General features: G+C 60.4%; 22 protein-coding genes and 1 pseudogene. 13 read left to right on the plus strand and 10 right to left on the minus strand.

The genetic code is table 11. The annotated features are described in order from the left end of the window. Positions 1 to 110 precede the first annotated feature (110 nt). A complete protein-coding gene (locus ACEN8Z_RS02490) occupies positions 111 to 593 on the plus strand; it encodes an acyl-CoA thioesterase (protein ID WP_007989648.1) in 483 nt (160 codons plus the stop codon). 112 nt (positions 594 to 705) lie between these two features. On the opposite strand, the gene pdxY is transcribed toward ACEN8Z_RS02490, so the two are convergent. Then, positions 706 to 1,578: a pyridoxal kinase PdxY gene (gene pdxY, locus ACEN8Z_RS02495; protein ID WP_495596671.1), complete on the minus strand. Its 873-nt coding sequence runs from the start codon at positions 1,576 to 1,578 to the stop codon at positions 706 to 708. 119 nt (positions 1,579 to 1,697) lie between these two features. On the opposite strand from pdxY, the gene ACEN8Z_RS02500 reads away from it, so the two are divergent. Further along, positions 1,698 to 2,111, plus strand: a complete 414-nt coding sequence (locus tag ACEN8Z_RS02500) for a DUF3301 domain-containing protein (protein ID WP_116262390.1) — start codon at positions 1,698 to 1,700, stop codon at positions 2,109 to 2,111. A 4-nt stretch (positions 2,112 to 2,115) separates the two neighbouring features. On the opposite strand, the gene ACEN8Z_RS02505 is transcribed toward ACEN8Z_RS02500, so the two are convergent. Next, entirely contained in the window at positions 2,116 to 3,087 is a 972-nt protein-coding gene (locus tag ACEN8Z_RS02505; RefSeq protein ID WP_495596672.1) for a CobW family GTP-binding protein, read from the minus strand. Positions 3,088 to 3,114: 27 nt separating this feature from the next. On the opposite strand from ACEN8Z_RS02505, the gene ACEN8Z_RS02510 reads away from it, so the two are divergent. Continuing rightward, a complete protein-coding gene (locus tag ACEN8Z_RS02510; RefSeq protein ID WP_495596673.1) occupies positions 3,115 to 3,471 on the plus strand; it encodes an NADH:ubiquinone oxidoreductase in 357 nt (118 codons plus the stop codon). Positions 3,472 to 3,486: 15 nt separating this feature from the next. On the opposite strand, the gene zigA is transcribed toward ACEN8Z_RS02510, so the two are convergent. Beyond that, a complete protein-coding gene (zigA, locus tag ACEN8Z_RS02515; RefSeq protein WP_495596674.1) occupies positions 3,487 to 4,692 on the minus strand; it encodes a zinc metallochaperone GTPase ZigA in 1,206 nt (401 codons plus the stop codon). 142 nt (positions 4,693 to 4,834) lie between these two features. Between zigA and ACEN8Z_RS02520 the strand changes: the two genes are divergently transcribed. The 7 genes and pseudogenes from ACEN8Z_RS02520 to ACEN8Z_RS02550 all read left to right on the plus strand — a co-directional run bounded on the left by ACEN8Z_RS02520 (position 4,835) and on the right by ACEN8Z_RS02550 (position 9,876). Then, the gene (locus tag ACEN8Z_RS02520) at positions 4,835 to 5,212 is read left to right on the plus strand and encodes a hypothetical protein (RefSeq protein WP_007998388.1); all 378 of its coding nucleotides are present in this window, start codon (positions 4,835 to 4,837) and stop codon (positions 5,210 to 5,212) included. Positions 5,213 to 5,385: 173 nt separating this feature from the next. Next, the gene (folE2, locus tag ACEN8Z_RS02525; protein WP_495596675.1) at positions 5,386 to 6,282 is read left to right on the plus strand and encodes a GTP cyclohydrolase FolE2; all 897 of its coding nucleotides are present in this window, start codon (positions 5,386 to 5,388) and stop codon (positions 6,280 to 6,282) included. After that, the gene (locus tag ACEN8Z_RS02530) at positions 6,279 to 6,947 is read left to right on the plus strand and encodes a metal ABC transporter ATP-binding protein (protein WP_495596676.1); all 669 of its coding nucleotides are present in this window, start codon (positions 6,279 to 6,281) and stop codon (positions 6,945 to 6,947) included. Before folE2 ends, ACEN8Z_RS02530 begins: the two co-directional genes overlap by 4 nt. Then, the gene (locus tag ACEN8Z_RS02535) at positions 6,947 to 7,813 is read left to right on the plus strand and encodes a metal ABC transporter permease (protein WP_495596677.1); all 867 of its coding nucleotides are present in this window, start codon (positions 6,947 to 6,949) and stop codon (positions 7,811 to 7,813) included. Before ACEN8Z_RS02530 ends, ACEN8Z_RS02535 begins: the two co-directional genes overlap by 1 nt. An 11-nt stretch (positions 7,814 to 7,824) precedes the next feature. Continuing rightward, positions 7,825 to 8,700, plus strand: coding sequence for a metal ABC transporter substrate-binding protein (locus ACEN8Z_RS02540; RefSeq protein WP_495596678.1), 876 nt, complete (start codon positions 7,825 to 7,827; stop codon positions 8,698 to 8,700). Between the two features lie 19 nt (positions 8,701 to 8,719). Continuing rightward, positions 8,720 to 8,966: pseudogene (locus tag ACEN8Z_RS02545) on the plus strand (dihydroorotase); the annotation flags it as partial. 31 nt (positions 8,967 to 8,997) lie between these two features. Further along, on the plus strand, positions 8,998 to 9,876 hold the full coding sequence (locus ACEN8Z_RS02550; RefSeq protein ID WP_495596679.1) for a His/Gly/Thr/Pro-type tRNA ligase C-terminal domain-containing protein: 879 nt from the start codon (positions 8,998 to 9,000) through the stop codon (positions 9,874 to 9,876). Positions 9,877 to 10,001: 125 nt separating this feature from the next. Here ACEN8Z_RS02550 and ACEN8Z_RS02555 read toward each other — a convergent pair whose 3' ends face one another. Next, positions 10,002 to 10,523 carry a DUF3617 domain-containing protein gene (locus ACEN8Z_RS02555; protein ID WP_007971671.1) on the minus strand — a complete coding sequence of 174 codons (522 nt, stop codon included), beginning with the start codon at positions 10,521 to 10,523 and terminating at the stop codon, positions 10,002 to 10,004. A gap of 132 nt (positions 10,524 to 10,655) precedes the next feature. On the opposite strand from ACEN8Z_RS02555, the gene cls reads away from it, so the two are divergent. Then, positions 10,656 to 12,095 carry a cardiolipin synthase gene (gene cls / locus ACEN8Z_RS02560; RefSeq protein WP_495596680.1) on the plus strand — a complete coding sequence of 480 codons (1,440 nt, stop codon included), beginning with the start codon at positions 10,656 to 10,658 and terminating at the stop codon, positions 12,093 to 12,095. On the opposite strand, the gene cfaB is transcribed toward cls, so the two are convergent. The 5 genes from cfaB to ACEN8Z_RS02585 all read right to left on the minus strand — a co-directional run bounded on the left by cfaB (position 12,092) and on the right by ACEN8Z_RS02585 (position 19,457). Next, positions 12,092 to 13,276 carry a C17 cyclopropane fatty acid synthase CfaB gene (cfaB, locus tag ACEN8Z_RS02565; RefSeq protein ID WP_495596681.1) on the minus strand — a complete coding sequence of 395 codons (1,185 nt, stop codon included), beginning with the start codon at positions 13,274 to 13,276 and terminating at the stop codon, positions 12,092 to 12,094. The genes cls and cfaB overlap by 4 nt on opposite strands. A 217-nt stretch (positions 13,277 to 13,493) precedes the next feature. Then, positions 13,494 to 15,404: a cation-translocating P-type ATPase gene (locus tag ACEN8Z_RS02570; protein WP_495596682.1), complete on the minus strand. Its 1,911-nt coding sequence runs from the start codon at positions 15,402 to 15,404 to the stop codon at positions 13,494 to 13,496. After that, positions 15,401 to 16,459, minus strand: coding sequence for a protease modulator HflK (hflK, locus tag ACEN8Z_RS02575; protein WP_495596683.1), 1,059 nt, complete (start codon positions 16,457 to 16,459; stop codon positions 15,401 to 15,403). Before hflK ends, ACEN8Z_RS02570 begins: the two co-directional genes overlap by 4 nt. Continuing rightward, positions 16,456 to 17,502 (minus strand): protease modulator HflC, encoded by a 1,047-nt coding sequence (gene hflC, locus ACEN8Z_RS02580; protein WP_442096424.1) that lies wholly within the window; start codon positions 17,500 to 17,502, stop codon positions 16,456 to 16,458. Before hflC ends, hflK begins: the two co-directional genes overlap by 4 nt. After that, on the minus strand, positions 17,499 to 19,457 hold the full coding sequence (locus tag ACEN8Z_RS02585) for an SPFH domain-containing protein (RefSeq protein WP_495598077.1): 1,959 nt from the start codon (positions 19,455 to 19,457) through the stop codon (positions 17,499 to 17,501). The genes hflC and ACEN8Z_RS02585 overlap by 4 nt, the downstream gene beginning before the upstream one ends. Positions 19,458 to 19,671: 214 nt before the next feature. Here ACEN8Z_RS02585 and lpdA point away from each other — a divergent pair, with 214 nt between their 5' ends. Next, the gene (lpdA, locus tag ACEN8Z_RS02590; protein ID WP_495596684.1) at positions 19,672 to 21,072 is read left to right on the plus strand and encodes a dihydrolipoyl dehydrogenase; all 1,401 of its coding nucleotides are present in this window, start codon (positions 19,672 to 19,674) and stop codon (positions 21,070 to 21,072) included. Positions 21,073 to 21,183: 111 nt separating this feature from the next. Here lpdA and ACEN8Z_RS02595 read toward each other — a convergent pair whose 3' ends face one another. Beyond that, positions 21,184 to 21,657, minus strand: a complete 474-nt coding sequence (locus ACEN8Z_RS02595) for an Lrp/AsnC family transcriptional regulator (RefSeq protein WP_007969928.1) — start codon at positions 21,655 to 21,657, stop codon at positions 21,184 to 21,186. Between the two features lie 145 nt (positions 21,658 to 21,802). On the opposite strand from ACEN8Z_RS02595, the gene ACEN8Z_RS02600 reads away from it, so the two are divergent. Then, on the plus strand, positions 21,803 to 22,432 hold the full coding sequence (locus ACEN8Z_RS02600; RefSeq protein WP_495596685.1) for a LysE family translocator: 630 nt from the start codon (positions 21,803 to 21,805) through the stop codon (positions 22,430 to 22,432). Position 22,433: the final 1 nt, after the last annotated feature.

The following is a 22,433-nucleotide window of genomic DNA, read 5'->3' on the forward strand; positions in this document are numbered from 1 at the left end:
CGTGACGGCGACTCCGCACCCGGCGTCCCGATAACTGTTGGTTTGAAAAAACCGCCGAGGCACCCGCAGAGGTGCATCCCTCAAACCTGGCCTTGACCCGTGAGAATGCTATGGAACCCGGAAACGCCCAGCTGTCGATGACGGTATTGATGACCCCCGACATGGCCAACTTCTCTGGCAATGTTCACGGCGGCACCCTGCTCAAATACCTCGACGAAGTGGCCTACGCCTGCGCCAGCCGTTATGCCGGCCGCTATGTGGTGACCCTGTCGGTTGATCAGGTCATTTTCCGTGAGCCGATCCATGTCGGCGAACTGGTGACCTTTCTCGCCTCGGTCAACTACACCGGCAACACCTCCATGGAGGTGGGCATCAAAGTGGTGACCGAGAACATCCGCGAGCGCTCGGTGCGTCACACCAACAGTTGCTTCTTCACCATGGTCGCGGTGGATGACCAGCGTAAACCTGCACCGGTACCACCACTGCAACCGCAGAACAGTGAAGACAAGCGCCGCTACATGCAGGCCCAACAGCGCCGGCAGATTCGTCAGGAGCTGGAAAAGCGTTATCAGGACATCAAGGGCGACGCCTGATGCGGGTTGTTCTTTGGCGATCTTCAGACCGCTATCGCGAGCAGGCTCGCTCCCACAGGGTTAATGCCATACCTGTGGGAGCGAGCCTGCTCGCGATGGGGGTAGCGCTGAATCAGAGACTGATCGAGGTCGCCTCGAACCGCACACGCGGATGGGCAATCCGGTCCTGAGCCCGAACCAGTTCCAACTCGTAGCTGGCACAGGCCTGGGTTTCCAGCAGCACCTCATGCACCGCCGACGCCGTGAACTCGAAGGCGGCCACCAGACTGTCGCCCAACAGCACGCGCGCCAGGAACAGCCCGGACGTCAGATCGCCCACGCCCACCGGCTGACGCGGAAACGCCAGTAACGGGCGCTGCAAATGCCAACTGCCTTCAGCCGTCACCAGCAGCATCTCGAAGGCCTCTGCCGGTTTACCGGGATAGTCCAGATGCTTGACCAGCACCGCTTTCGGGCCGCGCACCAGCAATGCACGCGCCATTGCCAGGCAATCGAACAGCGATTGCGGCTTGCGTCCGGAGAAGCTGTCCAACTCCAGCTGGTTCGGGCACATGAAGTCCGCCACGGCGGCGGCCTCTTCCAGCAGAAAATCACTGACTTCCGCCGGAACACTGCAGCCCTTCTCTGGATGCCCCATGACCGGGTCACACAGGTACAGCGCCTTGGGATTCATCGACTTGATCCGCGCCACACCCGTCAGGATCGCCCGGCCCTGGGCCGCACTGCCGAGGTAACCGGAGAGCACCGCATCGCAGTTGCCCAACTCGCCAATCGCCGCGATGCCTTCGACCAGGTCAGGAATCTGGTGCGGCGCCAGCACTTCACCGGCCCACTGACCGTACTGGGTGTGATTGGAGAACTGCACAGTGTTGAGCGGCCAGACATTCACCCCGACCCGTTGCATCGGGAAAACCGCGGCACTGTTGCCGGCGTGACCGAATACCACGTGGGACTGGATAGCGAGCAAATGCGGAGTACGTTTCATGCGGTGGATTTCCGTAAAACGATTGAAATTCTAGCCGCGCAGTATGCGACTAAACGCAGCCTGTACGACAGACCAGCGACACAGTTAAGCTGACACTATCTTGTTGGAGCACCCTGTTGATGCTGACCCTTGGAAATATATTCGTGCTGATGCTGTTCGCCACTGCAGGCGCATGGCTATGGCACAACCACGGCTTGCGCGAGCGCGCGCTGGAGCGGGTCAAACAGCATTGCAGCAAGCTAGGGATCGAATTGCTGGACGGCAACGTGGCCTTGAAAAAAATCGCGTTCATCAGGGACGCCAGTGGTCGGCGACGTCTGGCCCGTGTGTATAACTTCGAATTCACCGTGACCGGTGAAGCCCGCCACAACGGCACCATCACCCAGTTCGGCGCTCACAGTGCACAGATTGAGCTGGCGCCCTACCCGGTCCCATTCGACGAAACCGAACCGGTGGTCGATGTGGTGAAGCCTCGCGCAGAAGTGATCGAGCTGAGCCAGTGGCGTCAGGAACATACCAAGTGGCGGCCTTGAGCCATTAACCCGATCCGGATTGACACGCCGCCAGATCACTCTGCAGTCTTTCTGCATTCTGCAGCTCACTGAAAATCAGCTCGATACGCGAATCCTGCCGCCATTCACTGGGCCGCCAGTCCAGCACCGAGTTATCCACCGCGTTCGCCGAATTCCACCCTTGGGTACTGTGGATAACCAACTTCGCCCGCCTCCAGTCGAGGCTTTCAAGCCACCGGTTAACCAGAGCGGCATCAAACACCTGGCTCGGATGCCAACGCCAACCGATGCTCCAGCCACCGTCCTGTTCCTGACTCAAGCAAATGGGCAATGCGCGATCGTTCCAGATGGCCGGCAGCTGCGCCAATCCCTTGGGCATGACGAAGTTATCCACACCTGCCAGCGCTTTGGCATTCAGCCCCGGCAACTCGCCCAACTGTAAAACCGCCTGTTGCGTCCAGCACAGGGGGGTTGGCGGTAATTGCGCGGCGATTCGCTGGCGACATTCTTCTTCGAGACCTTCAGACTTGTTCAAAAGTAATAATCCCGCATGGCTCAGCGCTTGCTGTTGCGCTTCCGGCAAGGGATTGCCAGCGGCGAGCGACTGGGCGTCCAGCACCAGCACACAAGGCTGAACAGCCAACACGCCTTGCCAGGGCGCTTCGCTCAATTGCCTGAGCAACTGCGCCGGATGCCCCAACCCTGAGGGTTCGATGAACAGCCGATCCGGTTGAGCCTTGCGTAACAAACGCCCAAGACCAATCTGAAACGGTGCGCCGTTGACGCAACACAAGCAGCCCCCGGCCACTTCGCCCAGTGCGATACCATCGGCGTCCCGGGTCAGTAGCGCAGCGTCGAGACCGATCTGGCCAAACTCGTTGATCAGCACCGCCCACCGCTCGCTGGCCGGGCGCTGGGCCAGCAGGTGCTTGATCAGGCTGGTCTTGCCGGCGCCCAACGGGCCGGCAATGACATGAGTGGGGATATTCTGCAGCATGGTCGATGATTTCTGAGGAGGTGATGGATGCGGTTGATCGGCTTGTCGTTGCTCCTGGCGCTCGTTTCAGGCGAGGCGCTGGCCCAGGCCTGTGTGGTTCACAGCCAGGCCGAGCGGCTTGACATCAAGGTTTGCCAGCAGAACCGCAACATCCCGCCAAAGCTCTTCGCCGATGGTTTCTGCCAACCGAACCTGCCGGGGCAAAAAGTCGAAGTGAAGTATGTCGACCAATGCCCCGACGGCGCATTTGGTATCTGCAGCAACGCCCAAGTCGCCAATATGCCCTACCGGCAAGATATTCACTATTACGGCGTTGCCACCGACGCGGCGTATTTGCAGCCGTATTGCGAGGCCCAGAGCCAGGGCACCTGGCTCAAGCCTTGAAGCGCCAGTAAAGGCTCAGGCAGCCTCTTCGTACCAGGAGCCGAATGGATCAGGCAGCAATTGCCAGCCTTCTACACCGAGCGTCATTTCCTCATCGGTCAGCAGGCAGGCATCCAGCTCGGTCGCTAGCTGCGTGAAGTCGATGTTCTGGCCGATGAATACCAGTTCCTGGCGACAGTCCCCGCTGTCGGCAGTCCAGTTTTTCATGATCCCGGCGGTACTTTCCGCATCCTGCGGCCATTGGTCTTTCGGTACGAAACGCCACCAGCGCCCGGCAAAACCATAGCGCATCATACCTCCGGCCTGGGACCAGCTGCCGGCGTCCATGTGCTTGCTCGCCAGCCAGAAAAAGCCCTTGGAGCGCAGCAGTTTGCCGTTGTCCCAAGAACCGTCGATGAAGTTGAAGAAGCGCTGCGGATGAAACGGTCGGCGTGCCCGGTAGGCGCTGGAAGCAATGCCGTACTCTTCGGTTTCCGGTACGTGTTCGCCACGCAGTTCCTGCAGCCATCCCGGTGCCTGGGCCGCCTTTTCGAAGTCAAAACGACCGGTGTTGAGAATCTTGTTCAAGGGGATTTCGCCCATCGCCATCGGAATGATTTCCGCCCGGGCGTTAAGCCGTTCAAGTATGGCGATCAGTTCCTCGCGTTCGTGGCTGCTGATCAAATCGATCTTGCTGAGCAAAATCACATCGGCGAACTCGACCTGCTCAATCAGCAGATCGGTAATCGAACGCTCGTCCTCTTCCCCAAGCGTTTCTCCTCGGGAAGCCAGACTTTCGGCCGCCTGGTAATCGAGCAGGAAATTCATGCCATCGACCACCGTGACCATGGTGTCGAGACGTGCGATGTCGCTGAGGCTCTGGCCGTTTTCATCGCGGAAGGTGAAGGTTTCCGCCACTGGCAGCGGTTCGGAAATACCGGTGGATTCGATCAGCAGATAGTCGAAGCGGCCGTCCCTGGCGAGTTGACTTACTTCCTCCAGCAGATCTTCACGTAACGTACAGCAAATACACCCGTTACTCATTTCCACCAACCGTTCTTCAGCCCGATTAAGGCTGACATCGCGCTGGACTTCGGTGCCATCGACGTTGATTTCGCTCATATCGTTGACGATGACTGCAACCCGCAAGCCATCGCGATTACGTAGTATGTAATTAAGAAGTGTACTTTTTCCGGCACCAAGAAAGCCGGAGAGAACGGTCACGGGGAGTCGATTGGACATCTACATATTCCTCATAGGGATGCCCGGTCGCGGTGTCGGGCTTATTTTGATGTTATAATATAACAATACAAATAAGCCATCCCCTCTTGCTCAGCAGGGCAAAGGACAGGATGCTAAACGTGTTCCCTTCGTGAGAATCCCCATGCGCAACGCCCTGAAACCTGCGTTGATAATCCTTTCCCTGCTGGTGGCTGCCGACGCGCTGGCCCAGATCCCGAGCCTGGCCAGGTGCACCCGCAGTGCCAACCTGCTGGCCTGCGTGGATGCCGATGGCAATGCCTACAGCGTCAACACCGCCGGCAGCACAATCTATCTGCGGGGTTTCGAAATGGCCGGAAAACGCTATTGGGTGCAGACCAACAGCCGCTACGGTCAACTTACGTTTTTCACCGGCATCGCGTCCGATGGCGAGGCTTGGGTTGGCTACAACCAGCGCGTCGGCTGGACCACGATCAACCGGTTTTCCAGCTCCGGCGGCAGCAGCGCCAAGTTCACCTGCAGCCGAATCGCCGGCTGCTAGGCCTGTCTGTTTTTCTTCGAATTTGCGTAGCCGACGCGCCAATGGCCGCGCTGGCCAGAATCAGGTTGAGCAAGTGGCGTCGTGCATGATGAAAGCCTGTTCATGAAAAAGGCATCGTGGATTGTATTGTTATACTATAACATGACAAATCAACTCCCACGATGGACCTGCTCATGAATGCGCTGACTCTGCCGGATATCGCCGCGCAGGCCTCACGCCAAGCCCTGCCACTGGAGTGGGTGGGCATGTGCGGCATTGCTCTTCCCGTTTTGTTTGATGGCCAACGACTGAATGCAAAGGCCGATGCCGGCGTGAGTCTCAACGATGGCAACGCGCGCGGCATTCACATGTCACGGCTCTATCTGGCGCTTGAATTACTGGAGCATGAAAACCTTTCACCGGCTCTATTGCGCAGGGTTTTGCAGCGTTTTCTTGAGAGCCATGAAGGGCTATCCAGCAGAGCTCACTTAACCATTCACGCCGATTTGATGCTGAAAAGGCCAGCGTTGATCAGTCCTTTGGCAGGCTGGAAAAACTATCCGGTGAGCATCGAAGCACGTTTGAATAACGCGATGTTCCACGTGGAACTAAAAATCGACGTGCCTTATTCCTCAACTTGCCCATGTTCCGCGGCTCTGTCTCGACAGTTGATTCAGCAGCAGTTCGTCGATGATTTCGCCAAAAAGCCACTGCAACACGCCGACGTTTTAGCGTGGCTCGGCTCCACGAACGGCATCGTCGCCACACCTCACAGCCAACGCAGCAGCGCAAAGTTGCGCGTACGGCTGGCTGATTTTGTCGATGAGTTGCCTCTGATCGCCGTCATCAACGACGCCGAAGCCGCACTCGGCACAGCCGTTCAAACAGCGGTAAAACGCGCCGACGAACAAGCCTTCGCCCTGGCCAATGGTCAGAACCTGATGTTCTGCGAAGACGCCGCTCGCCGTTTGAATCTGGCCCTGAAACGCTCCACGGGCATTAACGCCTTCCACATCCGTGTCATCCACGCCGAAAGCCTGCACGCCCATGACGCAGTGGCCGAAAGCCGTTTCAACTGGGAGGTCGCATGATTGGTTGCCACGCCTTGCGCTGGGGCGCACCGGGTCAGCCACTCACGCCGGCGCTGAACCTGGAACTGCCAAAGGGCAGCCTGACCGCCATCATCGGTGCGAACGGCTCCGGTAAAAGCAGCCTGTTGAAGGTCATCGCCGGTTTGCAAAAACCGTTGGCCGGAAAGGTGCGACTGAGTGTTCCACTCAAGGGCAGTGTGTCGTTCCTGCCCCAACAGCAACACCTCGATAGGCAATTTCCGATCAGCCTTCAGGCATTGGTCGCCGCCGGATTCTGGGGCAATAAACAATCACCGCAGATCCGCAGTCAACGACTGAAGACCGTCCTCGAAAACTGGTGCCTGAGCGGCCTGGAAGATCGACCCTTGATGGCCCTCTCCGGCGGCGAATTGCAACGCGCCCTGCTCGCCCGATTGAGCCTGACCGACGCCCCGTTGTTGTTGCTCGATGAGCCCCACGCGGCCCTCGATGAACTTGGCCAGGCATTGCTCTGGAAGCACCTGCACGATTGGCACCTCGAAGGCCGGACGCTGATGGTCGTGTGCCATGACCTCGCCGCCGTCCGCGAGCACATCCCACAAACGCTGCTGATCAAAAGCAGCGGTTGCGTACTCGGCCCGAGCGCTGAACTGATCCGCCAACAACCTCAATCGCAGGTGGCCTGATGACCGCTGCTGCGCAACTTTGGCAACCGTTCCACGAGTTCGTCTTCATGCGCCGAGCGCTGCTCGGTGGTTTGGTCCTGGCGTGCAGCACGGCGCCCCTGGGGGTATTTCTGATCCTGAGGCGCATGAGCCTGATCGGCGATGCCGTCGCCCACGGCATCCTTCCCGGTGCAGCTCTAGGCTTCTGGTTTGCCGGGTTAAGTCTCCCGGCATTGACCGTCGGCGGCCTCGGTGCCGGCCTGAGCATGGCAGGCCTCGCGGCCTGGATTACGCGACGCACCGGCCTGCGAGAGGACGCCAGCCTCGCGGCGATTTACCCGATTTCCCTGGCCTGTGGCGTACTGATTCTCGGCATCGCCGGCAAACGCCTGGACCTGTTGCACCTGCTGTTTGGCTCGGCGCTGGCGGTCGACGGCCCCACCTTGACCGGCATGCTTTGGGTTTCGGGCCTGAGCCTGATTGCCATGGCGCTGATCTACAAACCACTGCTGCTCGACACCCTCGACCCGCTTTTTCTGCAAACCGTCAGCCGACTCGGCCCACTGGCCCACGGCGTGTTCCTGACGCTGGTGGTGTTGAATCTAGTCATCGGTTTCCAGGCGATCGGCGCGTTGATGGTGGTCGGCTTGATGATGTTGCCTGCCGCTGCGGCGCGTTTCTGGAGTCGCCGCTTGCCGGTGCTGATCGTCATTGCCGCCTTGCTCGGCAGCTTCTCGGTGTGGCTCGGTTTGTTGATCTCTTTCTATTACTCACTGCCCAGTGGCCCGGCAATCGTGCTGGTAGCGGGCGGCTGGTATCTGTTGTCCGTAATGTTCGGACCGGTGCACGGCTTGCTGCGCCGCCCGCCTTTGCTCACATCCCAATGAGGTGTTATCCGATGCGCGCTTTACTCGTGCTGTTCAGCTTGATGGTGTCGATGTCGCTGTCTGCCGCCGAAAAGCTTCAGGTCGTCACCAGCTTCAGCATCCTTGCCGACATGACCCGACAGGTCGGCAAGGATCATATCCAGATCACCAACATGGTCGGCCCGGACGCGGATGCACACACGTACGAGCCGACACCGGACGACGCCAAAGCACTGCTCAAAGCCAAACTCATCATCAAGAATGGCTTGGGTTTCGAACCCTGGCTGGATCGCCTGGTGACCAGCACCGAGACCAAGGCGCCGGTCATCAGCGCGAGCCACGGAGTCATACCGCGTAGCCTGGATGAAGACGGCGAAACCATTCCCGACCCGCATGCCTGGCATAACCCGGCGAACGCCGAGCTGTACATCGCGAACATCACCAAGGCGCTGATCGCTGCTGATCCGGCGAACACACCCGACTATGAGCACAACAGCCAGGTGTACCTGAAACAGGTCTACGCCTTGCTCGCCGAAGCCAAGGCCAAACTCGGCTCACTGCCACCGGGAAACCGCAAGATCGTGACATCCCATGACGCCTTCGGTTATCTCGGCCAGGCCTACGGTATCGAATTCATGGCGCCTCAAGGCCTGTCCACCGAGCGCGAACCTTCAGCCGCCGAGGTGGCCGCACTGATCACCCAGATTCGTCAGGCCAAAGTCAAAGCCGTGTTCATGGAAAACATCAAGGACGCTCGCCTGCTCAAGCAGATCGCGGATGAAAGCGGCGCACAGATCGGGGGCACGTTGTATTCCGATGCCCTTGCGGCGAGCGGTCCGGCCAGCACCTTCACCGGGTTGTTCGAGTACAACCTCAACACCCTGTACAACACGTTGAGCACGCCATGATCCGCAAGAACCCCACACCGACCTGTTCGCCATTCCCGATCGCGGTCATTTTCGAGAAGGCTATTGGGCAGATCGGGCGCTGATCAAGCCCGAGCCCGGTGGCGTTGCCGTTTCCACACAACCAATCCGCTCACAATGCGGCCCCCTTCGCCCGCCGAAGCTTTCGGCACAGCATCAGCACCGTGATCGTGTCGGGGCAATTTTCCTGGCACGACAAACGTCGTAGTGACAACTGCCTGGGATTGCGCCTACGGTTTATGCAATAGCGCTCGTAAGAAGCACGTGAGTACGCCGACCATGATCCAGATCACCCTGCCCGATGGTTCATTGCGTGAGTACGACCAACCGCTCTCCGTGCACGAGTTAGCTGCCAGCATCAGCCCCGAACTGGCCAGCGCGGCCGTAGCGGGTCGAGTCAATGGTGTACTGGTGGACTGCGAATACATGATCGAGGCGGATGCCCGGGTCAGCATTGTCACCCCCCGGGAGCCGGACGGCCTGGAGATCCTGCGCCGCTCCTGTGCATTGATGCTGGCCATGGCGATCAAGCAACTTCACCCACATGCGCAAATGCACGCGGGAAAGGAGTTGGGTGATGGCTTCTTTTACGAGTTTGCAGTCGAGCGACCGCTGACCCCTGCAGACCTGCCCCTCATCGAAGCGCGCATGCAGTCACTGGCAGCGACCAATCACTCGATCCGTCGTCAGCCACCGCGCGAAGAGGTGTCGCTGTACCGTCTGGGAGACACAGAGTACCCGAGCCATGGGCCGCACGTCCCCACCACCAAAGTCTTGCAGGCGTTTGCCCTGGATCACATCAGCGGCACGTTGCAACAACGGATCTACGGCACCTGCTGGTCGAGCCATCAGGAGCTGCAACACTGGCGCGTTCCACCCTACGTGGTCGTCGTGAGCATGGATGACCGCCAGGCGACTTATGCACAAGCGGTGACCGAGTCCTTGCGCCAAAGGGGCGTGCGCGCCAGGGCCGACCTGCGAAGCGAGAAGGTCCACTACAAGATTCGCCAGCACAGCCGGACCGTGCCGTACCTGGTAGTGGTTGGCGAAAAAGAACAGGCAGGCGGATTTGTCAGTTTGCGCAGTCGCACCGGGGAGGATTTTGGCCGGATGGCTGTCGAGGTGGCGTGTGAGTGGTTGAGTCGGCCGGGGATCTAGGGACGCTGGGTGGACGCCTTCGTCGGAACGCCGCCCGGAGCAAGCCCGCTCCCACGTTGACTTTGTGAACACCACAGATCCAATGTGGGAGCGGGCTTGCTCCGGGCGGCGTTCCGACGAAGCTTTTAAGCTCTTGGCTTCACAGTACCGCAATCCTGCCCCAGCCAGACGGCACGGGATTCAAGGCTGCCCTTCTGCTGAATCCCGGTGGCGTTGAACGTCCCGTTGACCTTGGTGGTGAACTCGCGATCACTAAGGAATGTCGCCACGCCCGCCCCCTGGGCTCTAGGGCAGCTGAAACGGAATTTCCACTGATTGCCGGAGCGGTCGGTGATTTCCTGCTTGCAGCCCGACTGCGGATCGGTCAGTGGAATGTTGTCGGTCTTGACCTGTTCCGGAGTCAGGCACGCCCGGATCCCTTTACCCCCCATGGTGATCCCCTGTTTTTCCAGCTGTGCACGCTGCTCAGGGGTCATCTGGCTCTGGAGCTGACCGAGGATCAATTGCAGGTCCGGCATATTCTGCTCATCGACCTTCATGTTGCTCGTGGTCAGCTCCCACAATCCCGGTTGCAGCATTTGCGCGTGAGCCGCCACAGGAAGTGCCAAACCCAGTGCCATGGCCAAACCCAGCAGACGAACGTTCATCGAGTAACTCCTGATCAGTTGTGGCCGTTAGACGTCCGCCGCAGGCTTCGGTTCATGGGCCAATTAATTAGCGACATTCTGCACGGAACATGATCTGTTAAGCACTGAATCTTCAGGAGCAAGGCAGCCCCCATGGATTATTTCGGACCGCATATTTTCGGTTATACCATCGCCCTGCTGCACTCGCTGGGCATGATCGCGGCCATACATGCCGTGTTGACCGTTCGTACCGCCCAAGGTGCGATTGCCTGGGCCCTGTCGTTGTTTTTCATCCCCTACTTCACGCTGATCCCGTACCTGGTGTTCGGCCGCAGCACGTTCGATGGCTACATCAAGGCCCGGCGGCAGGCCAACGAGGAAATGCGCAAGGCCATCTCCGAACTCAACTGGCGACCCTGGGTGGAAGAAGCCCTCACCGCTCGCGCTTCCTCGGCGTATGCCTCACTCAGAGCGCTGCCGAAACTGGGAAACATGCCGTGCCTGGCCAATAACGAGATGCGGCTGTTGATCAACGGCCAGCAGACATTCGACGCCATTTTCGATGCCATCAGCCAGGCGAAAAAAGCCGTGCTGATCCAGTTTTTCATCGTTCACGACGACCGCCTCGGCCAACGCCTGCAAACCCTGTTGTTAAAGAAGGCCGCCGAAGGCGTACCGATTTACCTGTTGTATGACCGAATCGGCAGCCACTCCCTGCCCCACGGCTATATGCAGGCCTTGCGTGATGGCGGGGTCGAGGTCAAAGCCTTCGCCACCCGCAGTGGCTGGCTCAATCGCTTTCAGGTGAACTTCCGCAACCACCGCAAGATCGTGGTGGTAGACGGCATTCTGGGCTTCGTCGGCGGCCACAACGTCGGTGACGAATACATGGGCGAGAAGCCGCCCCTGGCACCATGGCGCGATACCCACGTACAAGTGCGCGGGCCAGTGGTGGCGTGTATGCAGGAGTCTTTCGCCGAAGACTGGTTCTGGGCGGCTCGTGCACTGCCGCCACTGATCCTGCCCGAGGTTTATCCGGAAGACGGCGTGCTGTGCCAGTTGCTCGCCAGCGGTCCGGCAGATTCCTACGAAACCTGTTCACTGTTCTTTGTCGAAGCCATCCATGCGGCAACGGAACGGGTATGGATTACCAGCCCGTATTTCATCCCCGACGAAGCCGTGTCCGCGGCTTTGCGCCTGGCGGTACTGCGCGGTGTGGATGTGCGTCTGCTGTTGCCGTCACGGCCTGACCACCGCATCGTCTACGCCGCCTCCAGCCTCTATGCCTTCGAAGCGGTGCGCGCCGGAGTGCGGGTATTTCGATACAAACCCGGATTCCTGCATCAGAAAGTGGTGTTGGTCGACAGCGAAATCAGCGCCATTGGCAGCGCCAACATGGACAACCGTTCGTTCCGACTGAATTTCGAAGTGATGTTGCTGACCGTCGACCGCGCGTTTGCCGTCGAGGTGGAACAGATGCTCAACGATGACTTTGCCAACGCCCACGAAATCGCCAAAGAAGAAGGCCGGGAGACCCACCGCCTGCAGCAGGTCGGCATGCGGGTCGCCCGGCTGATTTCACCGATTCTCTAGAGGTAGATGTCGTCACGGGTCCATGGCAGTTCATGACTGCCATCGGCGTGGGCCTTCACCGCAAGAATCTGGTGCAGGTTGATCCAGCCCCGGGCGAACGCATAAGCGCAACCGGCCAGGTACAGCCGCCAGATCCGCAGCACGTGCTCAGGCACCAGTCTGGACGCCGCTTCGAGGTTATCCTCCAGGCGTTCGCTCCAGTGATCCAGGGTGCGCGCATAGTGCAGGCGCAAACTTTCGACATCGACGATTTCCAGCCCGGCCTCACTGATCTCGGCGGAGATCATCGACAGGTGCGGCAGCTCGCCGTTGGGGAACACATACTTCTCGATGAATTCTCCGGCGCCACGTCCCACCGGACGGCCGTCAGTGTGTTTGGCGGTGATCCCGTGGTTCATCACCAGGCCGCCCTCTTTCACCGCGTCGAACAGGGTCTTGCAGTACTCGGCCAGGTTGGCGTGGCCAACGTGTTCGAACATGCCGACGCTGACAACTTTGTCGAAACGGCCATCCTGCGGCAGATCCCGATAGTCGAGCAGCTGCAGTTCGACCAGGTCGTCCAGGCCCTCCGCCTTTACACGTTCCCGGGCCAGGGTCAATTGCTCCTTGCTGAGGGTGATACCGAACACTTTCGCGCCAAATTCCCTCGCCGCAAAACGCGCCAATCCACCCCACCCGCAACCCACATCCAGCAGGTATTCGCCGGGCTGCAGGCGCAGCTTGCGGCACAGATGACGGAACTTGGCTTGCTGGGCTTGTTCGAGGGTTTCGCTGCCGGTCTCGAAGTAAGCGCAGGAATACGCCATGTCACTGTCGAGCCACAACTGATAGAACGCGTTGGAAAGGTCGTAGTGGTAGGAAATCGCCTTGGCGTCCGTCTCTTTGTCGTGGGCGCTACGAACCGGCTGATTGCCTTCGCCTTCATCCAGCAACGCCTGGCTCCATTCATCGCAGACGCGGATCACATCGCCGATGGAGCCCTCGAGTTCCAGTTTGCCTTCGACAAATGCAGCGCCGAGGGCATCCAGGCTTGGATGGGTAAACTGGGAGACCATTTGTGGGTCCTTGACCACAATCGTGACGCTGGGCGTTGGCCCCAGATTGAATTCGTGGCCATCCCAGAGTCTCAGGCGAAGCGGCAATTGCAGATTCTGTAAGGCCGGTGGAAGTTGCGCGAGCATGGAAATTCCCCTTGTTTCAGACGTCTGAACAGAGGGTAGACCATCTTTGAAAAATAGCTGGCTATCGAATTAATAGCCTTTTTCAATGATTCGCGACGCCTGAACCTGCCGCCGCGAACACACAAAATGATGTGCCCTCATCTCCAATGACTACAAAGTATGCGCACAGTTCTAAAAAGTTAAAGCCCCCTGATTACCCGGTTTAGAGCATTCGCCTTCAGGCTTCATCCTTGAGTTTGAGCAACGGCTCCTGGAACCGCAGCAAACGACCGGCATTACCCAACACCAACAAAGTGCTGAGGTTATGCAGCAACGCCGCAATCATCGCCCCGGCAGCGCCGAGCCAGCCGAACGCGGCGAAGGCCACGATCGCCAGGGTCCAGCCCAGTCCGATAATCACATTGACCTGCAATGTCTGGCGGCACTGACGACTCAGGCGCACACAGGTGCCGAGGCGGCGCAGGTCACTGCCGATCAACACGATGTCAGCCGATGCCAGGGCGATGTCTGCGCCGCCAGCACCCATGGCGACACCCACCACGCCAGCCTTGAGGGCCAGGGAATCATTGATGCCATCGCCGACCACCATCGGCCGGAAGCCGCTGTCGATTTCCTTGAGCACGCGGTTCAGTTTGTCTTCGGGCAGGGCTTGCGCTTCGACGTCACTGATCCCGACATCCCGGGCGAGTGTCTGCGCGACGCTATGGCGGTCCCCCGTGAGTAACAACTGGCGGCCCAGACCCAGTTCACGCAACTCACCCAAGGCAAACTGCGCCTCGGGTTTGACGCTGTCGGCCAGCAACAACCAGGCAAGAAACTCCCCGTTGAGCGCCAGTCCTGCAATCGGACCGTCGTGATCGGGAACCGCCGTTGTGCTGATGCCCAGTTGCGCAAATAACTCTGGCCGGCCGAGCGCCGCTTCGCCCTGCCCGGTCATAGCCACCACGCCCAGGCCCTGGCGTTCATGAATGTCAGAAAGCAGCAGGAAATGTTCCTGGGTCACCAACCCCGCGAGCGCGCGGCTGACCGGGTGACTGCTGGCCGAGCCGAGGCTGGCGGCGAGTTTCAGGACATGGCTGCGATCCTCCAGCGGACTGTCGATAGATTGCAGGCGCAAGGTGCCGAAAGTCAGCGTCCCGGTCTTGTCGACCACCAGCGAAGTCAGGTCCGCCAACTCCTCAAGGAACGCAGAGCTGCGGATCAGAATCCCGTGCCGCGCCGCCACGGCCACCCCGGCAATCGCCGTGGCCGGTGCCGACAACACCAGCGCACAAGGACAGGCCGCCACCAACACCGCGAGCATCGCTTGAGCGTTGTTGGTGATGAACCAGGTCACGGCGGCCAGCAGCAACACCAGCACCATATAGCTACCGGCGTAACGCTCCAGCAGACGGGTGATCGGCGGCTTCGAGCGCTCGGCGTTTTGCATCAGGGCGATGACTTTGCCCAGGGTCGATTCATGGCCGGTGCGCGTCACTTCGATTCGCAGCAGACCGTCGAGGTTGATCGCGCCACCGAACACCGACATGCCGACTCCCGCCTCCATCGGCACCGATTCGCCGGTAATGGAGGCGGTGTCCAGACTGGCCTGGCCGGCTAACACCCGGCCATCCGCCGGTACCCGGTCCCCGGCGCGCACTTCGACCAGATCGCCGGCCTTGAGCGTGCCGTTGTCGACTTCGATGATGGAGCCGTCCGCCTGAACCTTGCGTGCGTGGCTGCGGGTCAGTTTGCCGAGGGCGTGAATCGCTTCCTGGGAACCGATCACGCTGCGCTCCTCCAGCACGTGTCCGAAGATCATGATGATCGGCAACAGGGCTGCCGTCAGCAGATCCCCGGTGGCCCAGGCCCCCAGCATGGCCAGGGCAATCAATTGATCGGTGATGCCGTGCAGGCTTGGATAACGCAGGCTGTACCAAGCCGAGCGCATGACCGGCACGGCGACCAGCAACGAGGCAAAACCAAGCAGCAGTTGACTGACGCCACTCTGCTGCGGCGCCAGCCAACGCCAGATCAAACCCAGCGCGAGAAGGCCCAATGCGAGCATGGCCAGGGTCAACTGGCGCGCGGCGCGGCGCTGTTCGGTCAAAGACAACAGGCTCGGTGCGGCGGCGGTTTGAGCGGTCATTGTGCAGCTCCCTGAATGATCAGGCGGGAATCGTCTTTGGGATCGACCGTCGTGACCGATCCGGCCTGGCCGAGAATTTTCGGCATCCGTTCGCGATAGATGCGCAGCAACATTTGCGGGTCGGTACCTTGCTGCTGAGCCTTGGCCAGACTCAACACAGTGGCCGTATCAGCAGACGCTTTGGCCAGTCGTTCACTCGCCTGGGCATGGGCCACCTGCAGTGTGCGGTCGGCTTGCTCGTTGGCGGTCTGCGTCAACTTCTCGGCTTCGGTGCGCGCATTGGCGACGGTTTTATCGGCTTGCTGGCTGGCCGTCAGCACCGCGTTGAAGGCGTTGACCGCAGGACTGGGCAGACTCGATTGCACATCGACCCGCGCCACTTCGATCCCCAAACCCTGCCCTGTCGCAGTGAGCTCAGCCAAGCGCTGGTTAATGCCCTGCACCAGATCACCCCGCAAGCGCTCGCGTCTTTCCGCCGCCTGGCTATCGGCTCCAATCAACTCCGGGCGAGCGACCAGAATAGTGTCTAGATCCCGTGCGGCCGTGAGCGCCACTGCACTGCGGGTCACTAGCCGATCCAGTGCCGGCAACACATGTTCGCCCTGAAGCACGAACGCATAGGGCTCAGTGACTTTATAGAAAACCCGCACATCGAGTTGCACCACCCCGGCATCCCCCGTTAACAGATAACCGGAGCCTGCGAGGGCATCGCTGATCGGTGTGGCAAAACTGGCCACGCGATCCGCCTGTATCGCGGCACCACTGCGCAACAGGTTTTCCACTCGACGCTCGATCACCCTATCCGCCGCGGGCAACAAAATCACCTGCTCGAACGGTTGCGGCCAGGCCAGTAACAACCCTGCATTCTGAATGCGATCCAACGCGCCGAAATGCAAAACCACCGCACGATTTTGCGGATCGATCTGCCGCACATTGGAAAACGCCCACGCCAACGCCGCCAACACCGTCACCGCGTAGAGGGCAATAAACGCCAAACGCCCGGCCTGAATCCAGGGACTGCTCAACTCATTTGTTCCACGTGGAACCAAACTCATGGCTGCGATCCGGACTTGTTGTCGAGGCTCGGCGGACCGTCAACCAACACCCGGAACGGTGCAGCATCGGTGCGCAGAATCAGCTTGGTCCCCGGCGTCACTACCGTGCCCAAGGTGTCGAGCGAGCGCAGCAGGTTGTAGAGCTGCGGCGATCCCGCGTAGGCGCGACCATAAATCTGCGCCGCTTCGACGCGCGATTGCGCTTCGATATCCGCCGCCTTCACTGTGGCATCGGCCTGCACAATTCGCGCATCACGCTCGGCGGCGGAACGAATTTGTGCAGCTTCACGCTTGCCGATGGCCGTGCGTTCAGTGGCAATGGTTTCACGCTCGGCACGCATCCGGTCGACAGTCGCGGTGAGCGTCACCGATGGCAACGTCAACCTTTCGATACCAACCTGCAACACACGCACGCCATAAGTGGTGAGTAGCTGTTGATCGATTTGCTTGCGCAGTTGGGCTTCGAAATCGGCGATGCGTACCTGGCTGGCATCGGTATTGACCAGGTTCGCCAGATCAAAACTGCTGGCGGTGGTCTCCAGTGCGGAGCCGACAAAGGTGCGAATCTGCCGCGCAGCTTCATCGGGCTGGTTCTGTACCGCACGCATGAAACGTTGCACATTGTCCGGATCGCCCTGTACCTGCCACGCCACATAGGCCTGAACGATGATGCGCAAACCGTCCCGGGTGCCGACATCCTGCAAACCGCTGGACGTGGTGCGCAGCCGCAGATCCACCGGGATCGCCGCCTCGAACGGCGCCGGCCAGCGCCAGCCCAGCCCCGGCTCCAGCAAGACTCGTGAAGGGTTGCCGAAACGGGTGATCACCGTGGCCTCACCCGAACGCACCTGCACCAGGCTCGCGGCAGCGACAGCAAACGCCACCAACAAAGCAGCCCAACCCATGCGGCGCCATGGAAACGGTCCGGCCTCCTGAGGATCGCCATGATGGTGATGATGGTGATGGCCGTGGTGATGATGCCCGCCATGGCCGTGATCGTGGCCGCTGTGGTCATCGTGATCGTGAGTATGGGACTGGCTCAATTGGCAGCTCCTGGCTGAGCGGTTTTACGCGACGGCGCAGGGTCAACCGGCAGCGTGAAAGTACGGAGGTCGATGGTCGGCGCATTGCTGCTGCCGCCCAGACGATGATCGAGAACCAGCAATTTGGCGTTGACCAAACCCTGGGACAACTGACTGAAATACTGCTCCAGCACAAAGGCCTGGCCAGCGCTGGCATAGGCTTTTCGCTCGGCATTGAATTTCAGGTCCGCTGCCTGGGCGCCGGCATTAATCTCCCGCGCGCTGGCCGTCGCTTGATCGCGGGCGATACTGGCCTGCAACTGCGCCTGGTTGGTGGCCTCGGCAGCGGCGCCGCGTTCACGGGCGATCAAGGCTTGCGCAGCAATCTGCGCCGCTTGCACGCCGTGATAGGCATTGGCAGCACCGGCCGGAGGGTGAATCGCCTCGACCACCGTGGCGAGAATTTCCACGCCGCTGTCGAGTTTTTGCAAGTCAGCCTGGACGGCGCGACCGATTTCTTCCGCCAGCCCTACCCTGTCCTCTCCCAGCAAACCGTCGAGGGTGCGTGAGGCGAAGTCGTGAACCAGAATTCGGCTGGCGGTGCTGCGAATCAACATCGGCACATCGGCACTGTTATAGGTCGCGGCCAACGCCGCCTCATCGCTCAGACCGATGCGATAGACGAAGCGCACGTCCATGTTGACGATCTGAAAGCTCTGCTTGTCGGCTCGACTGCTGGCGATCACCTGGGATTTGTCGTTCACATGGCTGGCGTCCCACAAGCGATTGGCAATCGCCGGGGCCGGGCCTTCAGCGGGATCGGCCTGAGCGGGGGCCGAGGTTTCGCCAACACTGGTGGCCAACTCGTGAACCACGCCATTCTCGACGCTCAACACACGGCCCAATGGCCACGGCAATCCCATATGCAAACCTGGGCCAAACACCTCCACCGGCTTGCCGAATCGTTCGTAGATGCCACGCCCTTGCAGCGCAATTTCGTGAATGCCAGTCAACGACCAGCCAACGAGCAAAACCACCGCCAACACCGGCAGGAACGCCCGACGCATGTAAGTGAAGGCCCAGATCTGCCGCAGATCGATGCCGAAGCGGTTATGCAATTCGTGCTGCAACGCCAGCAAGGGCTGTGGTGGCCAGCGCAGCATGTCGGCGACAAAACTGCGCGCCAGCAACTCCGGCTCCAGGCGTTCGCGGCGCGGGCTGAACAATGACAATACCGCGCGCAGCAACAGTTCTGCTGCCACCAACCCCGGCAGCAGTCCGATCAACACCGCCAGGCGTACGGGCCATATCGACGTTTCATCGGCAAACAACAGACAAAAGGCACCGAGCACCAGGCTGATGATCGCCACACGCGTCAATTGCGCCAACGCGGCGGCTTCAGGCCATTGCGCGGGGTTTTCCTGCGCCAGATGGCGCTCCATCACCAACAGGCCGAACGCCAACAGCAAGGAGCACGCCGCCCCGACAGTGGCTGCCAGGCCCAACGCAGCCGGAGGCAACGTGAGGTTCCAGGCCTGTTCGACGCCCACCAGCGCCAACACGGCCCAACCGCCAAGCCACAGCGTCGGCGCGCCTATTTGCCTGAGCAGGTGCTGCGATTGCCGGCTGATCCGGTCCAGCAAGCGTTCATACCACCCCGAAGGCGCGACAGATTCGTCGACAACGCCCTCCGGCACCACGGGATTCATTGCGCGAGCACGCCACTGGGCCACCCACCAGGCCGATTGCGCCCCCGCCATCAACACCGCAGACGCCGCGCTCAGGTTCAGCAGCAACGCTGGCCACAGTGTTTGCGAAGAAAACAGCCAGGCAAAAGATGCCAGCAGCACACCTACCGTCGCGAGTATGCCCGCACCGATGGCGAACTGGCGCAACCGCCGCCCTTGTATGGCCGCCTGCTGAAAGCGCGGCAACCCGGCTAACGGCGCTTCATCAACATCGAGATCGACTTGCATACCACCCCAGAGTGTCTTCGCGAACATGGCAATTCGTTACGATATAACGAAAATGGTGAAATTTCCGTATTCAAGCGCGCCATCTAAAGATGCCCAACCTGTCGCGTACCTGAAGCCTTGACCTAAATGCGGCAGAACGCACATATTACGTTCGTAATTTTATCCAGGAACTACTTTTACCCATCCCTTCCCCTTTCGATCCAGGAGTACATCCATGAGCACCTATGACGTTGTGATACTCGGCGGTGGCCCCGGCGGTTACAACGCGGCGATCCGCGCCGGACAACTGGGTCTGAAAGCAGCCTGCGTGGAAGGACGCGCCACACTCGGCGGCACCTGCCTGAACGTCGGCTGCATGCCATCCAAGGCGTTGCTGCATGCCTCCGAACTTTACGACGCAGCCATGGGCGCGGAATTCGCCAACCTGGGGATCGAAGTCAAACCCAGTCTCAACCTCGCCCAGATGATGAAGCAAAAGGATGAAAGCGTTACCGGGCTGACCAAGGGTATCGAGTTTCTTTTCCGCAAAAACAAAGTCGACTGGATCAGAGGCTGGGGCCACATCGACGGACCGGGCAAAGTCACGGTGACCGATAGCGCCGGTGGCAAGACCGAACTGAGTGCCCGGGACATCATCATCGCCACCGGCTCCGAACCCACGCCCCTGCCCGGCGTGGACATCGATAACAAACGCATCCTCGACTCCACCGGTGCCCTGGCGCTGACCGAGGTGCCCAAGCATCTGGTGGTGATCGGCGCCGGCGTGATTGGCCTGGAGCTGGGTTCGGTATGGCGGCGCTTGGGGGCACAGGTGACCGTGGTCGAGTTCCTTGACCGGATCTGCCCCGGCGTGGATATCGAAGCCGGCAAAACCCTGCAACGCTCCCTGAGCAAGCAAGGCTTGAGTTTCAGGTTGAGTTCGAAAGTGACCAGCGCCACCAGCTCCGCCAATGGCGTTCAGCTCAGCATCGAGCCTGCCGCTGGCGGTGCTGCCGAGTTGCTGGAAGCCGATTACGTACTGGTGGCCATCGGACGCCGACCTTATACACAGGGCCTTGGCCTGGAAAACGTCGGCCTCACCACGGACAAACGCGGCATCCTCGCCAACAAGGGGCATCGCACCGAAGCCGCCGGGGTCTGGGTGATTGGTGACGTGACCTCGGGTCCCATGCTCGCGCACAAGGCCGAGGACGAAGCCATGGCCTGCGTCGAACAGATCGTCGGCAAGGCTGGCGAGGTCAACTACGACCTGATCCCCAGCGTGGTCTACACCAAACCGGAACTGGCCAGCGTCGGCAAGACCGAAGAACAGCTCAAGGCTGAAGGCCGGGCGTACAAGGTCGGCAAGTTTCCCTTCACCGCCAACAGCCGGGCGAAGATCAACCACGAAACCGAAGGCTTCGCCAAAGTGCTGGCCGATGAGCGCACGGACGAAGTCCTCGGCGTGCATCTGGTGGGCCCGAGCGTCAGTGAAATGATTGGCGAGTACTGCGTGGCCATGGAGTTCAGCGCCTCGGCCGAAGACATCGCCCTGACCTGCCACCCACACCCGACCCGCTCCGAAGCGTTGCGCCAGGCGGCGATGAATGTGGAGGGAATGGCGACGCAGATGTAAGGCTTGAAGAGTTGCAGTGACTGTTCTATCGCCTTCGCGAGCAAGCCCGCTCCCACAGGTACAGCGCAATCCTTGTGGGAGCGGGCTTGCTCGCGAATCATGCGACTCGGTCTAAAGCGGCAAATGCTCCAGCGGCAACGCCCCCGGTGCCTTCACGGTGTGAATCGCAAAGTTGCTGCGGATGTCGCTCACACCCGGCAGCTTCAACAAACGCCCGGTGAGAAACCGGTCATAAGCACGCAGGTCCGGCACCACCACCTGCAGCAGAAAGTCCGACTCCCCTGACACCAGAAACGCCGAAATCACCTCGGGCAATGCCGTCACCGCCAGACGAAAGGCTTCGGCTTGTTCGTCGTTATGACGCTCGACCTTGACCCCGACAAACACCGTCAGCCCCAACCCCACTTCGTCGCGATCCAGATTGGCCTGGTAGCCGCGAATAACCCCCGCCTCTTCAAGCATCCGGACCCGGCGCAAACAAGGCGATGCCGACAGGCCGATCTCGTCTGCCAGTTGCACATTGCTCAGGCGACCGTCCCGTTGCAGTGCCGCGAGAATCTTGCGGTCGTAGGCGTCAAGTTTCATGGTTTGGCAGATCCCGATGGTTCAAGCGAAATAAAGTGGCAGATTATGCCAATACACACTCCGATAGAAGCTGACAACGCAAGCACCTGCCCCGCCCTCCAGCCCTAGACTGGCACGACCGAATCGACAACGAATGGGGTGCAACATGCAAGGGCTCTGGCTGTTTTTCATGGCATTGGCAGTGGTCTATCTCTTGCCGGGGCCTGACATGATCCTGCTGTTGCAGACCGGTGCCCGCCAGGGCAAAGGCGCCGCGCTGGCCACGGCAGTGGGCCTGGGCATCGCCCGCGGTTGTCATGTGGCATTGGCGGCGCTGGGCCTGGCGGCACTGTTCAAGGCTGCGCCCTGGACCTTCGACGTGGTGCGCCTGGCAGGCGCCGCGTATCTGCTGTGGATCGGCATTCAGTGCCTGCGGACGACGATGCTGCCGAACCTCGGAAGCGCCGACACAACCGGCGAAAAACCGCGCTGGGGCGCAGCCATCCGGCGCGGACTGCTGACCAACCTGCTCAACCCCAAGGCACTGTTGTTCTGCTCGGTGCTGCTACCGCAATTCATCAATCCACAGGCCGGGCCGGTGCTCGGGCAATTTGTGACCTTGGGCGTGGTGTTGGTCGGCGTCGGTTTGCTGTTCGACAGCGCTTACGCCCTGGTCGGCGCGGCACTCGGCCGTTGGCTGCAACGCAGCCCCTCCGCCCAGCGCTTGCAGCAATGGTTGTTCGGTAGCCTGTTGATCGGTTTCGCCGTGCGGCTGACCTTTGTGCAACAGGCTTGAA

It is taken from the genome of Pseudomonas sp. Pseusp10, assembly GCF_059492225.1.